Source organism: Tenacibaculum sp. IMCC1 (assembly GCF_054906355.1).
Genome location: NZ_CM142818.1, coordinates 222814 through 238692 on the forward strand (window position 1 = coordinate 222814; position 15879 = coordinate 238692).

Annotated in this window: 15 protein-coding genes and 1 riboswitch; of the genes, 9 read left to right on the forward strand and 6 right to left on the reverse strand. The window is 31.6% G+C overall.

Annotated features, from left to right (window positions below; all coding sequences use genetic code 11):
- Positions 1-8: 8 nt before the first annotated feature.
- The 8 genes from ACXIHB_RS01065 to cysM all read left to right on the forward strand — a co-directional run bounded on the left by ACXIHB_RS01065 (position 9) and on the right by cysM (position 7184).
- Positions 9-359: a 4Fe-4S dicluster domain-containing protein gene (locus tag ACXIHB_RS01065; RefSeq protein ID WP_462098675.1), complete on the forward strand. Its 351-nt coding sequence runs from the start codon at positions 9-11 to the stop codon at positions 357-359.
- A 37-nt stretch (positions 360-396) separates the two neighbouring features.
- A complete protein-coding gene (locus ACXIHB_RS01070; RefSeq protein WP_462098676.1) occupies positions 397-2499 on the forward strand; it encodes a HEPN domain-containing protein in 2103 nt (700 codons plus the stop codon).
- A gap of 15 nt (positions 2500-2514) precedes the next feature.
- The gene (gene cobA / locus ACXIHB_RS01075) at positions 2515-3282 is read left to right on the forward strand and encodes a uroporphyrinogen-III C-methyltransferase (protein ID WP_462098677.1); all 768 of its coding nucleotides are present in this window, start codon (positions 2515-2517) and stop codon (positions 3280-3282) included.
- Positions 3282-3857 (forward strand): precorrin-2 dehydrogenase/sirohydrochlorin ferrochelatase family protein, encoded by a 576-nt coding sequence (locus tag ACXIHB_RS01080; protein ID WP_159495368.1) that lies wholly within the window; start codon positions 3282-3284, stop codon positions 3855-3857. Before cobA ends, ACXIHB_RS01080 begins: the two co-directional genes overlap by 1 nt.
- Before the next feature lie 126 nt (positions 3858-3983).
- Positions 3984-5039, forward strand: coding sequence for an NAD(P)/FAD-dependent oxidoreductase (locus ACXIHB_RS01085; RefSeq protein ID WP_159616658.1), 1056 nt, complete (start codon positions 3984-3986; stop codon positions 5037-5039).
- Between the two features lie 134 nt (positions 5040-5173).
- A complete protein-coding gene (locus ACXIHB_RS01090) occupies positions 5174-5509 on the forward strand; it encodes a 2Fe-2S iron-sulfur cluster-binding family protein (RefSeq protein ID WP_073182911.1) in 336 nt (111 codons plus the stop codon).
- 23 nt (positions 5510-5532) lie between these two features.
- The gene (gene epsC / locus ACXIHB_RS01095) at positions 5533-6276 is read left to right on the forward strand and encodes a serine O-acetyltransferase EpsC (protein WP_159616656.1); all 744 of its coding nucleotides are present in this window, start codon (positions 5533-5535) and stop codon (positions 6274-6276) included.
- A gap of 20 nt (positions 6277-6296) precedes the next feature.
- Entirely contained in the window at positions 6297-7184 is an 888-nt protein-coding gene (gene cysM / locus ACXIHB_RS01100; RefSeq protein ID WP_047789530.1) for a cysteine synthase CysM, read from the forward strand.
- A 533-nt stretch (positions 7185-7717) separates the two neighbouring features.
- On the opposite strand, the gene ACXIHB_RS01105 is transcribed toward cysM, so the two are convergent.
- The 6 genes from ACXIHB_RS01105 to ACXIHB_RS01130 all read right to left on the reverse strand — a co-directional run bounded on the left by ACXIHB_RS01105 (position 7718) and on the right by ACXIHB_RS01130 (position 14456).
- Positions 7718-8761, reverse strand: coding sequence for a DKNYY domain-containing protein (locus tag ACXIHB_RS01105; RefSeq protein ID WP_462098678.1), 1044 nt, complete (start codon positions 8759-8761; stop codon positions 7718-7720).
- A gap of 163 nt (positions 8762-8924) precedes the next feature.
- Positions 8925-9902, reverse strand: coding sequence for a DUF6630 family protein (locus tag ACXIHB_RS01110; protein WP_462098679.1), 978 nt, complete (start codon positions 9900-9902; stop codon positions 8925-8927).
- 32 nt (positions 9903-9934) lie between these two features.
- Positions 9935-10663 (reverse strand): hypothetical protein, encoded by a 729-nt coding sequence (locus ACXIHB_RS01115; RefSeq protein ID WP_462098680.1) that lies wholly within the window; start codon positions 10661-10663, stop codon positions 9935-9937.
- Between the two features lie 215 nt (positions 10664-10878).
- Entirely contained in the window at positions 10879-12045 is a 1167-nt protein-coding gene (locus tag ACXIHB_RS01120; protein WP_462098681.1) for a hypothetical protein, read from the reverse strand.
- Positions 12046-12207: 162 nt separating this feature from the next.
- On the reverse strand, positions 12208-12900 hold the full coding sequence (locus ACXIHB_RS01125; RefSeq protein ID WP_462098682.1) for an NAD(P)H-dependent oxidoreductase: 693 nt from the start codon (positions 12898-12900) through the stop codon (positions 12208-12210).
- Between the two features lie 710 nt (positions 12901-13610).
- Complete coding sequence (locus ACXIHB_RS01130; RefSeq protein WP_239179392.1) at positions 13611-14456, reverse strand: hypothetical protein; 846 nt, start codon at positions 14454-14456, stop codon at positions 13611-13613.
- 250 nt (positions 14457-14706) lie between these two features.
- Positions 14707-14811, forward strand: a riboswitch (SAM riboswitch).
- A 50-nt stretch (positions 14812-14861) separates the two neighbouring features.
- Here ACXIHB_RS01130 and ACXIHB_RS01135 point away from each other — a divergent pair.
- Positions 14862-15878 carry a homocysteine S-methyltransferase family protein gene (locus ACXIHB_RS01135; RefSeq protein ID WP_462098683.1) on the forward strand — a complete coding sequence of 339 codons (1017 nt, stop codon included), beginning with the start codon at positions 14862-14864 and terminating at the stop codon, positions 15876-15878.
- Position 15879: the final 1 nt, after the last annotated feature.

Below are 15879 nucleotides of genomic sequence, written 5' to 3' on the forward strand. Positions count from 1 at the left end.
TAAAAGTTATGGCAATAATCATTACAGATGAGTGCATTAACTGTGGGGCTTGTGAACCAGAATGCCCAAATACAGCCATTTATGAAGGAGCGAGTGACTGGAAATATAGCGAAGGAACGTCATTACAAGGAAATGTAACCTTATTGGATGGAACTTCGGTAAATGCAGATGAGGAGAATGAACCAGTATCTGATGAATACTATTTTATAGTACCTGATAAATGTACTGAGTGTAAAGGGTTTCATGAAGAACCACAATGTGCGGCAGTATGTCCGGTAGATTGTTGTGTGCCAGATGATGCACATGTAGAAACAGAAGAACAATTGTTAGCAAAGCAAGAGTTCTTACATAACGAATAACAACGCTTTTATAAGCAAACAACTATTAAAAAACCACATGCAAAGTTTTAGATCAGAAATAGAAAACCCTTTAGTAGAAAAGGATATCCTAGAGTTAGAACGTAAAATACGTTTGTTTAACGAAGGAAAAATAGATGAAGAACGTTTTAGAAGCTTACGTCTAGCCAGAGGAATTTACGGGCAACGTCAGTTTGGGGTACAAATGATTCGTATAAAATTACCGTATGGTAAAGTTACGAGTGAACAGTTGCATAGAATAGCGGATGTTTCTGACGAATATTCTCGTGGTCGTTTACACATTACGACACGTCAAGATATTCAAATTCACCACGTAAGTTTAGACAGAACCCCTGAATTATGGGCACAGTTAGAGAAAGACGATATTACGTTACGTGAAGCATGTGGTAATGCAGTACGTAATGTTACAGCTTCAGAAACTGCGGGAATCGATCCGAAAGAACCGTTTGATGTAACACCGTATGCACACGCAACCTTTCAATTTTTCTTGCGTAATCCAATCTGTCAAGAAATGGGAAGAAAATTCAAAATGTCTTTCTCTGCAACAGAAGAAGATACCGCGTTGAGTTTTATTCACGATTTAGGATTCATTGCAAAAACGAAAACAGTTGACGGTAAAGAAGTAAAAGGATTCAATGTATTATTGGCAGGAGGATTAGGGTCACAACCACGTCATGCCGATGTAATTTATGAGTTTTTAGAAGCAGATTTATTGATACCAACTATTGAAGGAGTATTACGTGTGTTCGACCGTTATGGAGAACGTGCAAAAAGAGCCAAAGCTCGTTTAAAATTCTTGGTAAAAGATTTAGGTGTTGATGCTTTCTTAGAACTGGTTGCAGCTGAAAGAAATGCATTAGCATATAAAACGTACCCGATAAATACTACCGACTTTGAACAAGACATTGTTTTTGAAACCAACGAAGTTCCATCTGTAGTAATTGAAGATAAAGAAGCGTATCAAAACTGGAAAACAACGAATGTTTTCAAGCAAAAGCAAGAGGGGTTATACGCGATAGGTATTAAAGTACATTTAGGAGATTTTTATACCGATAAAGCACGCTTGCTAGCTGATTTAATCAAGAAATATGGGGCAAATGAGTTGCGTTTTACGTTACGTCAAAATATTTTGATTCGTCACGTAAGAGAGGAGTTTTTACCATTTTTCTATGCGGAACTACAAAAGTTAGGTTTTGCAGACGCAGGATATAATAGTTTGAATGATATCACTGCATGTCCTGGAACCGATACATGTAATTTAGGTATTGCTAGCAGTACAGGAATTGCAGCAGAGTTAGAACGTGTGTTAAAAGCTGAATATCCAAAGTATGTAAATAACAAAGATATTACCATTAAAATTAGTGGGTGTATGAATGCTTGTGGACAACACAACATGGCGCACATTGGTTTTCAAGGAATGTCTATAAAAGTAGGAAAGTTATTAGCACCAGCTTTACAAGTATTAGTTGGAGGAGGAGTTTTAGGAGAAGGAAATGGTCGTTTTGCTGATAAGTTGATAAAAATACCAAGTAAAAGAGGACCAGAATCTTTACGAATCTTATTAAACAACTTTGAAAGCCATAAACAACCCAATGAAGACTTCTTAAGTTATTACGATAGACAAGGAAAAACATATTTCTATGAGCTTTTAAAAGAGTTATCAGACACCACCAATTTAACGGAAGATGATTTTATTGATTGGGGTCACGATAAAAATTATGTAAAAGCCATAGGGGTAGGAGAATGTGCAGGAGTGGTGATAGACTTAGTAGCAACACTACTGTTTGAAAGTGAAGAAAAGTTAGAAAATGCTTCACAAGCCTTGAATAATCAACAATGGTCAGATAGTATTTATCATGCATATGCAGCCATGGTAAACACTGCTAAAGCCTTGTTGACAGCAGAAGGAGCAAAAACCAATACACAGGCAGGAATCATTACCAATTTTGATGAACTGTTTGTAGCAACAAATAAAATAGAATTATCAAGTTCATTTGCAGAATTGATTTATCAAATTAATAAGAATGAACCTACGGAAGCTTTTGCAAAAGCATATTTAGAAAGTGCAACAGCATTTTATAAAACAGTAGATGTTTATAGAAAGGCAGCCGTAGAAAGTTAAAAAAAGGAGAGTCCAATGAAAAATCAACCGAAATTAACCGTAGTAGGTGCAGGACCAGGAGATGCTGATTTAATCACCTTAAAAGCCATCAAAGCATTAGAACAAGCTGATGTGGTATTGTACGATGCATTGGTGAATAATGAACTGTTAGGATATGTGAATCCGAATGCAGAATTAATTTTTGTGGGAAAACGCAGAGGATGCTATCGATATCAACAAGAACAAATCAATGACTTGATTGTTGCTAGAGGATTTTCTCACGGACATGTAGTGCGTTTAAAAGGAGGTGATCCATTCATTTTTGGAAGAGGAGCAGAAGAAATGGAATACGCAGCAAAGCACGGATTGGAGGTTGCTGTAGTACCAGGAATTTCTTCATCCTTAGCAGTACCAGCGTATCAGAACATTCCGTTGACAAAAAGAGGAAGCTCAGAAAGTTTTTGGGTCATTACAGGAACCACCAAACAGCACCAATTATCAAATGATGTTGCTTTAGCAGCAAAATCCAGTGCAACGGTTGTAATTTTAATGGGAATGGGCAAACTCTCTGAAATCATTCAGCTTTTTAAGCAAGAAGGAAAGAACGAATTACCAGTAGCCATTATTCAAAATGGAACTACTCCTGAAGAAAAAATAGGAATCGGTACTGTAGATACAATCGAAGAAATCGTGGCTAAAAATAATTTGAGTAACCCTGCTATTATTTTGTTGGGAGATGTGGTAAACCATAGACAACAATTGTTACAAGTACAACAAGAAGTAGCTTTAAAAGAGGTGGTATAATGGAAGAAAGAAATAATCTATATCCAATCTTTTTAAAGACTAAAGAATTGGAAGTGCTAATTATAGGTGGAGGGTTCGTAGCAGAGGAAAAACTACGATTTTTATTAAAATCGAGTCCAGATGCTAAGGTAACTATGGTAGCTTCTTTTTTTAGAGAAGAAACTGTTGAAGTAGCTCAAAAAGGTGAGGTGAATATGATAATAGATAGCTATAACGACACGTATTTACAAGGAAAACATTTGGTGATTGCGACAACCGATGTTCCTGAGGTAAATATACAAGTGTATAAAGATTGTAGAAGCCAAAATAAATTGGTGAATGTAGCGGACAATCCACCATATTGTGATTTTTATATGGGTGGAATTGTTACCAAAGGAAACGTAAAAGTAGCTATTTCAACCAATGGAAAATCGCCAACAACTGCTAAAAGATTGCGTCAGTTTTTTGAAGAAGTAATTCCAGAAGACATCAATCAATTAGTACAAAACTTAAATAGTTATAGAAAAACCATCAAAGGAAACTTTGAACAAAAAGTAGAAACATTAAATAAGCTAACTGAGAGTTTAGTAAAGTAATCTTTCGCCTAAGTTTATCTTGAGGGAAGTCGAAAATCTCAAGACAGGCTAAAATGAAGAAATCTATAAATTTATAAAATAGAGAGAGGTTACTGAGCGTAGTCGAAGTGACAAAATAAAGAGGACATGATACAAACAGATATATTAATTATTGGAGCGGGGCCAACAGGGCTATTCACCGTTTTTGAAGCAGGGTTATTAAAATTACGTTGTCATTTAATTGATGCCTTAGCACAACCAGGTGGGCAGTGTTCAGAAATTTATCCTAAGAAACCTATTTACGATATTCCAGCATATCCAGAGATCTTAGCAGGAGATTTAACTAAGAATTTGATGGAACAAATCAAGCAGTTTGAACCAGGGTTTACCTTAGGTGAGCGTGCAGATACTATTGAAAAGCAAGACGATGGAACATTTATCGTAACTACCAATAAAGGAACAAAACACCAAGCACCTGTGGTAGCTATTGCAGGAGGACTGGGAAGTTTTGAACCTCGTAAACCACCGATTCCTAACATTGCTGATTTTGAAGAAAAGGGAGTGGAGTACATGATTAAAGAACCAGAACTGTATCGTGATAAAGATGTGGTAATTGCTGGAGGTGGAGATTCTGCGTTAGATTGGTCTATTTTCTTAACAGATTTAGCAAAATCGGTAACCTTAATTCACCGAAGAAATGAGTTTAGAGGAGCGTTAGACTCTGTAGAAAAAGTTCAAGAGTTAAAGAATTTAGGAAAGATAAACTTAATTACACCTGCTGAGGTAAAAGCAGTATTAGGAGAAAATCATGTAACAGGTGTTGTAGTAGAAGAAAAAGGGAAAGAACCTTACATGATAGATACTGATCATTTTATCCCATTATTTGGATTGGCTCCTAAGTTAGGACCGATTGCCAATTGGGGATTAGAAATTGAGAAGAACGCTATTAAAGTAAACAATGCGCTAGATTACCAAACCAATGTAGAAGGTATTTATGCCATTGGAGATGTGAATACCTATCCAGGAAAGCTAAAATTGATTTTGTGTGGATTCCACGAAGCAACACTCATGTGTCAAAGTGCTTATAAACGTATATATCCAGATAAAAAATATGTGATGAAATATACCACTGTTGGTGGTGTAGACGGTTTTGATGGAACAAGAAAAGAAGCGCCAAAAGCGGTAGTAAAAGCAATTGAATAATTGGGGATTAGGATGAAAGTAGTTAGGAGTTTAGCGAATAAGTATGTTGTAATTACAAATTTTTAGTAAGCCCCTTCACCAGCAAAACTAAAATAGCCTACCTAACTACTGATTCCTATAATAAATTGTTACTGATGGATAATCAAGATATTAATATAAAAATAACAGATCGAGAAGGTGTAATGCACGAGGTAGTTGCTCCGACAGATATGGCAATGAATTTAATGGAGGTAGTTCGTTCTTATGAGCTTGCTCCAGAAGGAACTATTGGAATCTGTGGAGGAATGGCGATGTGTGCCTCTTGTCAATGTTATGTAAAATCAAATCATGAATTGCCAGAAATGAATGATGATGAAGATGCAATGTTAGCAGAAGCATTTCATGTAGAAGAAAATAGCCGATTAGGATGCCAGATTCAAATAACACTTGAATTAGAAGGATTAGAGGTTGAGTTAGCTCCTGAAAGTTAGTTATTTTTGTAAAAAAAGAATAAATGCAATTTAAACAATACGATTTATCATTAAAAGATGATGTAGCAAATTTTACAAAACAATTATTTTACGCATTGTTTAATGATGTATGTCAAGAAAAAGCAAATCATTTAAAAGAAAAGTTTAAAAAAATTTTAAACGGGTTGGCTATCAAAAATGCTTCGGTAACATGGGTTGCATACCAACAAACATTTTGTGGAATACGAGAAAAGTTAGATTTAGATGCCAAGGCATTTGAAAAGACTGACCCAGCATGTAAAAGCTTAGGTGAAGTGTATCTAGCCTATCCAGGGTTTCATGCGATTGCTGTATATCGTTTGAGTCATGAATTGTACAAAATGAAAATACCGATTTTACCAAGAATGATGAGTGAATATGCGCATGGATTAACAGGAACAGATATCCATCCAGGAGCAACCATTGGCGATTCGTTTTTTATAGATCATGCAACAGGAATTGTGATTGGAGAAACTACTATTATTAAAGAAAACGTAAAAATATATCAAGGAGTTACCCTAGGAGGAATTCAAGTTAAAAAAGAATTAGCTTCTACAAAAAGGCACCCAACCATTGAAAGTAATGTAACCATTTATGCCAATGCAACTATCTTAGGAGGAGATGTAGTAATAGGTAGTGATAGTATTATTGGCGCTAATGTTTGCGTAACCACCTCTGTACCCGAAGGTTCTATTGTAACCTATGAGTCAGAAAATAAAATAACCACTAGAAAATCCTATGTTAAATGATGTAGGTACGAAAATCAACCATGAAAACTAAAACAATTATAGATAGTATAGGGAATACGCCACTCATAGAAGTTTCAAACATTCTTCAAAAGGAAGGCGTAAAGCTATTATTAAAACTAGAAGGAAATAACCCTGGCGGAAGTGTAAAAGATAGAGCAGCCTTTAATATGATTGCTGAAGCTATTAAAAGGAAAAATATCCGTCCAGGAGATTATTTAGTAGAAGCAACTAGTGGAAACACAGGAATTGCGTTAGCACTCATGGCAAAAGTTTTAGGAGTAAACATGGTATTGGTAATGCCAGAAAACTCTACAGAAGAACGTGTAAAAACCATGCGTGCTTACGGAGCTGAGGTTATTTTAACGGATGCAGAAAAAGGTATTGAAGGTTCTAGAGATGTCGCCTTAGAGTTACGCTATAAAAAAGGCTATTTTATGCTGAATCAGTTTGAAAACACCGATAACTGGAAAGCACACTATAAAACTACAGGTCCAGAAATTTGGAACGATACAGAGGGAGAAGTAACTCATTTTGTATCGGCGATGGGAACTACAGGAACCATTATGGGAGTTTCTACCTATTTAAAAGAACAAAATCCAGAGGTACAAATTGTAGGAGCACAACCTAAAGACGGAGCTAGAATACCAGGAATTCGTAAGTGGTCGCCAGAATACCAACCAAAATTCTTTAATAAAAGTAAGGTAGATCAAGTGGTAGAGTTAGATGAAAATGATGCTAAAAACATGACTAGAAAGTTAGCACAAGAAGAAGGTGTTTTTGCAGGAATGAGTAGTGGAGGAGCAGTACATGCAGCTTTAGAAATAGCTAAAACGATTGATAAGGGTGTGATCGTTGCAGTTATTTGCGACAGAGGAGACCGCTATTTATCTTCTGATTTGTTTCAATAGACTGTCTTTACTTATTTTATAATACAAAAATTCCCGTCTAAGCGGGGATTTTTAAATTTAAGCAGCTGTTAATTTAATATATAAACTCTTGTTTTTTACTTTCTAAATTACTTTTAATTCATTGTTAGCAACAGGTATTTTTATTCGCACATTTATATTGTCTAACTAATTTAAATAAGGAATAAAACTGTTGAGGGTACTTTATTGTATTGATATAAGCATAATTTTAGCAATTTTTTATTCTTTTTAAGTAAGCGCTGTACAATACAAAATAAAAAACCGTACAAAAAATGTATGCTTTTACTAAACAATAATATCCCCAATTCTATTACATATAATAGGTGAACGACGTATAATAATTAATTAGTATTAAGCTTCGTACAGTAGTGTATGAAATCATCCGATACTACTGTATGATGTTATGATACAGTGGCATATATTTATAGTACCACTAAAAAAAATTAACACCTCAAAGCTTGCCTTAGTAATTAAGAGCTTTTACTTATAAATACTTTGTGAGCTTATTAGTAGGTTTAATTGTTTTCTACAATTTGGTCTCCTCGATAAGTATGATTTTTATCCTTATACAGTAAAGAATGTTTTTTATTTACTGGTCCAAAAGTAGCCACATCAGCGTCTTTTAATAGTTTTCCATAGACAAATACATGGTTTTTATCTTTTGAATAAAAAGAGGTTTTAAATATACTGAACGTATTTGGGTCAGCTTTTTCAATTATATCTCCGTGATAGAACACGTAGTTTTTATCTTTAGAATACGGGAATTGAATTATTTCAAAAGAAGAAGCATCAGCATTCTCAATTTTTACTCCATCATAAACGACCTTATTGTCAAATAATAGAAACTTATCTTTTAAAACAGTTAAATTGTTGATGTTTTGGTAAGATATCGATATTAGAGAGTCTACCATTTTACCATTTTGATACTCCTGAAAATCATAAATATTGTTTTTATCAGCAATATATCTATTGTTGATTTTTTTAGTTGTAGCTGGATCTATTGTAGAAGCTAGTAATTTATAGCTTTTTAATGAGTATACATTATTTTTATCTTTAACAAAGTTGCTATTTATAATTGTAAATGAATTATAATCTACATTTACAGGCTTATAGTTGTAAAAATAAAATTTGTCGTCTTTAGACCAATCATTATCAATTTTTTGAAATGTGTTTGGATTAGCTTTAGCTATTTTCCACAAGTGCTTTTTTCCTTGACTTTCCTCTTGAATATCTTGGGGTAAGTAGTTTATAGCTAAATATACATGATCTTTATCAAAACAGATGTAATTGTCTTTGTGGACATAAAAGGTAGGAACATCTACTTCATTATCTATAATATGAGTTTTAAAATATAGGTGATTTTTGTCTTTTCCAAAATCTCTTCCTAAGACTTTGAAGCTCTCAACATCTGCATTTATTTTAGTGTTACCCAATTCAAACCAATTTCCCATAGGAGAATAACAGATGTTACTTTTTGATTTTGAATAGTAATAGGAATCTGAAATAGATTTATCTACAGGACCTGCAAAAGGACTACAAGCTTGAGAGATAATTGCCATTATAAATAAGAATGCCTTTAGAAGAGGAGAATGTTTAGCTCGTGTAATTTTTTTAATTATAAAATTCAAAATAAGTATAATTATGATTGTTGATATATAAGGGTAGTTTGTAATTAAGTTCATTAAATAACTATATAATTAGTGTTTGTAACTTAAATAACTTTTATTTTTCGTAATAGTTGTATCCAATAAGTTTAATAAGTTTTTGTATTCTTTTTTTATCTGTAATTTTATGTAAAATAAAAACATATTCGTCTGATTGAGTATCTATAAAACCTAATTGAAGATTATTTTGTCTTAAAGGTTTATCGAAATCCTCAAAAACGTTATCAAAAGAAACAGATGCATTTTTTTTGTAATTATTAGGACTGGGTAAGTCAATAGATAAGTTAAAATTATCTTTTAATGTTGATTTTAAAAACCATTCTAAATCTTTAATATCAGCTTTCCAGTCTAATCTTATAATAAACGAAATATCATCCTCTTCTAAAAGGTCTATTAAATAGTTAAGTGTTGTAAAATATTCACTGTCATTATCATAGTTTTTAAGGTTTTTTATATGATTTAAAACGCATTCTTTTTTGTTTAAAACACATATTTCAGTCAGTTCTTTGTATGCTTCTCGCTGAATACTATTTATAGATGGACGTTCTTTTTTTATGTTTACTTTTTTGTTAGAGTTTTTTTTTCTTTTTAAATTTTCTTCTACGAGTTTAATGAGTTCTGAGAAAGTAGCTTCTATTTTAGTTACAATTCTTAAATCATATACAGGTTTATGCATATCTGGAATATGAAACCATTTTATATCTTCACCACCATTGCATTTTCTTATTTCAATTTGGTTTTCAACTCTAACAATAAAATAAAACTCTGTAGGGAAGTTATAATCTTCATAATCATAAAATATAATTGAATTTGGAATATAAACTTTACGTTTACTTGAATCATATTCAATATCGTCTGTATATAAAAGTAACGTTTTATAAATCTCTTTCTTTGAATTAGTAAACTCAATTTTTTTTGGAAAGTTTTTTTCAATAATTGTATTTTCAAATATGTATTTGAAAGAATTAATATTAAGAGTAGCTGATTTAAACGGTTTTCCGTATAGTTTTTTCTTATCGTAATATATTCTTGCCATATTTTTTATTTTGTAAAACAAAAAAGGGTTGTTTAGTTTTCCAAACTAATAGTTTGTTCTATTGCGTACGTATATAAAATTTTACTATTTGTTATTAATTTGGGGTTTATCAATCCACCTTCTTCACTACTAATTCTAATTTTTAAATAATCTGCAATTGTTAAAGAATCTTCATAAAACAATTTTGGTACTTTATAGTTTCCTTTTTTAGTATTTATAGTATGATGAATTGTTGATTTTGCATATCTTCCACCTGAATGCATGTTTGTTTTATCTTTTTGATGTACTAGTTTCCATAACTCTACGTTTGCTAATGTATTATTAGTTTTCCAGTTTAGTACGAAGTCCTCATCTAGAGATATATTTTTAGGGAAATTGAATTTTGATGTTATTTTACTTGGCTTTATATAAGCTATTGGATATTTAGCACTGTCAGGTAAAATTATTTCAAAGTAATAAGATTCTCTTCGTACCAAATCATCTGTTAGATAAACAGGATATTTATCATAATAATTTCCAGTTCTAATAAACAATTTTAAAGGTTGTCCGTTTAATAGAACCTTTATGTTTTCATTAATAATTCTCTTCTCACCGTTAGATATATAAACATTAATTTTATTCAATGATGTTTTTTTAATACCATCCTTAATCAATATTTTAACTTGTATATTTGAAATGTTATTAGCTTCTATTTCTGAAAGTGTAATTGTATTACAGCCTTGAAAAAGTAATAAAAGAAATATTATGTTGTAGTATCTCATTATAATTAAAAGAAGCTTGTTTTTAAAATAAGAAAAAGAAGTTAATAATAACAATTTTATCCTCTTTTATTATTAGCTAAGGTAAAATAAAAAAGGGTACTAAATACATATATTAAATATATGCTTAAGAGTTTTATTTATTAATCAAATTAAAGATAGGAGAGGCTTACTAAAAACTTATAAAAAGGTGGTATAGGTAACAATCATTTCTAATTTTAATATTTTTCAATGAGTTTTTTCACTCTTACATTAAAGTTTTCTTTATTAACTCCAATCAGCCGATTAATAGTTTTTAAGTAGTTTTCCAACTTGTTTTTCCGCCCTGCATTAATTAATTTTAAAATAGCTTTATTTCCTTTTTTTATTTCAATTTCTTTAGCTATAACTCCAGAAATTGTTGAGCGTACAGAACTTTCAGGAGCTATATTTGTAAAAATCTTTTTATTGCTTTTAAAAAGCTTATAAAGGCTTATGCTTGGGTTTTTAGAAAGATATTTTTTTAATTCAACTACCAATCGTTTATGCGTAATCATTTCTCCTTTTTTGTCAGTGTAATATGCATTGCCCCATAAATATGCAATACCTTCTTCGGTTATCCAATTTCGATTGCTACGCTTGTTTATTTTACCTGAATAATAATGGAATATATCGTGTGAAAAGTCTTCATTATTCATTATTGCAAAAATTGTTTTTGAATCTACGCCATAACCGTCTCTGTATTTTCCGTTAGAGAAAAGGGAATAACCATAACCTAAGAGCACTGAAATTTCTTGAAAATTTTCAGTCATATAAAAATCAAACTTCTCTGGTAGTACCCCTAATTTATTTGCAATTTCAGAGTTTTTTTTATTAAATATCTTAGCTCTATCTGTATTAATAAAATTTCTGAAGTGATAAGTAATATTACCAAAAGTTTGTGTTTTCCAGTATCGAGTTAAATAATCAAGTGGAATTGAAAAAGTAAATTTATCATTATCTTTTGTTGCAATTAAATTAACAATATATAAGAGAATTGTTTCAGAATTAGGCTTCTGATAGTTATATGAAATTGAGATGAAATATTTATTTTTATCGGATAAGGGATAAATATTTATTAGTTTTTTGTCTTTATACTTCAAAGCCAAACTATCTTTTCGTATTTCATAATCTACTAGTTTTTGGAGTTGTGAAGAGGTTAGTTTTTTTCTTTTGGGTGTTAATAAATTTTCGTTTACTTTACCTTTTGTTAACTCAAAAAAAAAGGATTCTAAACTTTTATTAAAACTTTGCTTTGTAATGGAGTCCATAGGATTAAATAAAAACTTAGGAATTATTACAGTTTCTTGTGCAAAAACCAAAGTATAACAGAAAAAGAAAATTAAGTTTAGAATTTTTTTCAGCATTTTGTCTAATTTATTTGAAGTATAAAAACATTTATAGGTAGATTTTTAGCAATTTTATTTTATCTAGCTAATATAAACAAAATAAAAAACCGTGGAACGTACACTGTTATAATATTTTATGAAATATAAAAAAAGATAAATGAATATACCCTCCTCTTAGTTTTAATAAAAGCTAAATAAAAGAGCAGATTTAAGAAAATGTTTTGCAGATTGTGCTTTATGCTGTTTATATTCTATAAAAAGACTTTCTATAGGTTTTCTGACTTTATATGTATTTTGAGAATAATCCTCGTCAGAACGATAACCAACAGGAGCAACTACAGCAGCATTTAACCCTAACTTATCCAAGTCTAATATTTTGTTATAAGCTTCGGCGTCAAAACCCTCCATAGGACAAGCATCTATTTTAAGTTCAGAGCAAGCATTTAGAAAATTCCCCAAAGCAATGTAAACTTGGTTAGAAGTCCACTTATTCTTTTCAACCAAAGTTCTGCTCGTAACATCAGATTTAATAAAATCTGCATACTCTTTAAAATTAGAAATGTCTACTTGTTCTATTTCAGATTTTAAAGAAAAATAAGCATCTACATCGTCATTGGTAACCTTTGTATAATTGCAAAAAACAAATAAATGCGAAGCATCAGTAATTTGACTCTGTCCGTAAGAAACAGCTTTTAACTGTTCTTTTATTGCACTGTCTTCTATAATCAAAACGGTATACAATTGCAGACCGTAAGAAGAAGGAGCTAATTGAATCGCTCTCTTTAAAAGTTCTATATGCTGTGCTGAAACTTTTTTAGAAGCATCAAATTTTTTAGTGGCGTATCGCCATTCTAGGTTGTCTATTAAAGTCATACTATAATTGTTTAAGAATATGACAAAAATAGAAGAGGAGTAGCTGCAACACCTTTACATATGTTGATTAAACAATTTTTAACGTATTTTTTCCTTCCCAAGGGAGTTGGATTGAAAATACAAGTAAACGGAACCGTCAGCGCGTCACGCTGAAACCTTCCAAAGAACAAATAAACTAAGTTTTGAATGTAAACAAACAATTTTCTATTAAAAAGGTGAAAAAAAATTAATTTTTTAGTAAGAGACTTTTTATTAGGTATTTAGTAGCTTTAATGTAAGTTGCTAAAAATGATTACATGAAAACTCTCTATACCTTAATTGGAGTAGCATATCTTCTGTTCGTAGTGGTGACGTCGTACATGATTTTAGTCGAGCCACTCATAAACGCATGTAAAAAAATGAGAAATAAAAATAATATGTTATTACAAGTGTTTTTTCTTTGATAGGAATTACATTAAAAGGGTAACCATAGCAACAAATAAGACAAAAGAGCTATTATTTAAGTATTTAGCATAAGGTTTTAAACGAGCAGAGAATGTGTTTGTATTCTAACATCACTTTTCATAGTTGTTAAAAGAATGGTAAATGATTTAACAATGAATACAAAAGTCTTAGTTAGATGAATCTTTGGCATACATATTGAAAAACTCTAAGAAAATTATTTTATTAAGAGAACAATTTCAGGGCAAATTAGGTTTTGTTGTGTATAGTTATTTTTCAGTTCCTTCTAATTTCTTTTGTAATTCAGAATTTATTTTCTCGTCAACTATTGCTACAAGTTTTTCTTTCTCAAAATTGTACTTTTTCAGAATTATTGGTTCATTGTAGCTTTCAAAAGCTCCATTTTTGTTTTTATCTATTCCAAATTCAATAATTAAGTTTTTACTCTTATTTATGAATTTATAGTTATAAACATCCATTCCTTCAATTCCAATTTTTCGAATCTTATTTTCTTTAATTGAATAAATATAAAGAGAGGTTAAGTCTCTCAAATTTATCACACCATCTTTGAAAGTGTCCTTATCAGAAGCTTTAAGTAGAATAAGTATTTCTTTGTTAAAATATTCAGATTTGATCTCGTTAAAATTAATTCGTTTTTTAAATAATTTCTTATTTATTGAATTAGGCTCGTCAAAAACGATTATGTTATTGTATTCTCCATAATATTCTCTAGAATATCTTTCATCTCTCTTTTCTTTTACACTAAAATCGGAACCTGAATCTGAATAAGCATTTAAAAGTCCATTTAATCCAATATCTTCTTTTTCGTTTAAAGTTTTGTGAGAAACTGGAATTATATATTGTGAATTTAAAGTGTCAATTAAAATTGGAGTTTCGTATGAGATAACTTGTTCTCTTTTATTTTCTTTTTGAAGTTTTTCAATTTTTTCCTTTGATAAAACTCCAGTTTCAGGTTCTTCATAATTATATCTCCTATGTTCCTGAATGACTATAGATATAAATGAAACTAATGCAATAATTAAAAATATTCCCGCAATTGTTCCTAAAATGGCTAGTAACTTTTGATTATAATTCTTTATTTTTTCAATTTTCATAGAGTTGATTTATAATTTTACACACAACTTGTTAAGAGAACAAAAACTACTTTTATCAGGAGTATTGAAGGTGATAAACGGAAGTTTCAGCAATTTTATTCTTCTTGTTTCAAGTATCCAAGATAAAACAAAATTATGTTGCACCCTAGTAGTGAAAGCAGTCTTTTTCATTTAGTTATTTAATTATGAAAATAAAAATTGGGTAAATAAAAAATAATACTATAACTTTGCCCCGTTCATTAACGTATTGATGTTATCAAGAAAGGTGGAGGGAATAGACCCTTTGAAACCTTAGCAACCCTTTGTGCAAACAAAGAAGGTGCTACATTCTACTGCTTCAGCAGAGAGATAACGAAAAGAATTTTACTTCCTCTTTTCCTGATAACAGTACACTAAATATCAGGAATGTCAAACATTTATCAAGAAATACAAAAACGAATCCTTGTGCTCGATGGCGCTATGGGAACCATGCTTCAGGAATATAAATTTACTGAAGAAGATTTTCGTGGAGAACGTTTTAAAGACTACCCAACACCGTTGCAAGGAAACAACGACTTGTTGTCCATTACGCAACCCGAAGCCGTAAAAGAAGTACACAGAAAGTACTTTGAGGCAGGAGCAGACATTGTAGAAACCAACACTTTTTCAGGTACTACCATTGCCATGGCAGATTACCAAATGGAAGATTTGGTATATGAGTTAAATTACGAATCTGCTAAGATAGCCAAAGAGGTGGCCGATGAATTTACAGCGAAAGAACCACATAAACCTCGTTTTGTAGCAGGTTCTATCGGGCCTACCAACCGTACCGCAAGTATGTCACCTGATGTAAACGATCCGGGATACAGAGCAGTTACTTTCGAAGAGTTACGTATTGCCTACAAGCAACAAGTAAAAGCCTTAATTGATGGTGGTTCAGATATTTTATTGGTAGAAACCGTATTTGATACCTTAAATGCAAAGGCAGCTTTATTTGCTATTGAAGAGGTAAAAGCGGAACGAAATATAGAAATTCCTATCATGGTTTCTGGTACGATTACCGATGCTTCAGGTAGAACATTATCGGGACAAACAGCCGAAGCTTTTCTGATTTCTATCTCTCATATTCCGTTGCTATCTATAGGATTCAACTGTGCTTTAGGGGCTAATTTATTACAACCACACTTAGAAGCGATTGCTTCTAAAACAGAGTTTGCCATTTCTGCACATCCAAACGCCGGATTACCGAATGCTTTTGGAGAGTATGACGAAACTCCAGAAGAAACAGCGGAGCAAATAGAAGAATATTTAAAGAAAAACTTAATCAACATTATAGGAGGGTGCTGTGGTACCACGCCAAAACATATTTCAGCTATCGCAGCAATAGCAGCGAAATACAAACCACGAAAAGCTGAATTTGTTGCAGCAGGACAAAATAGTTAGT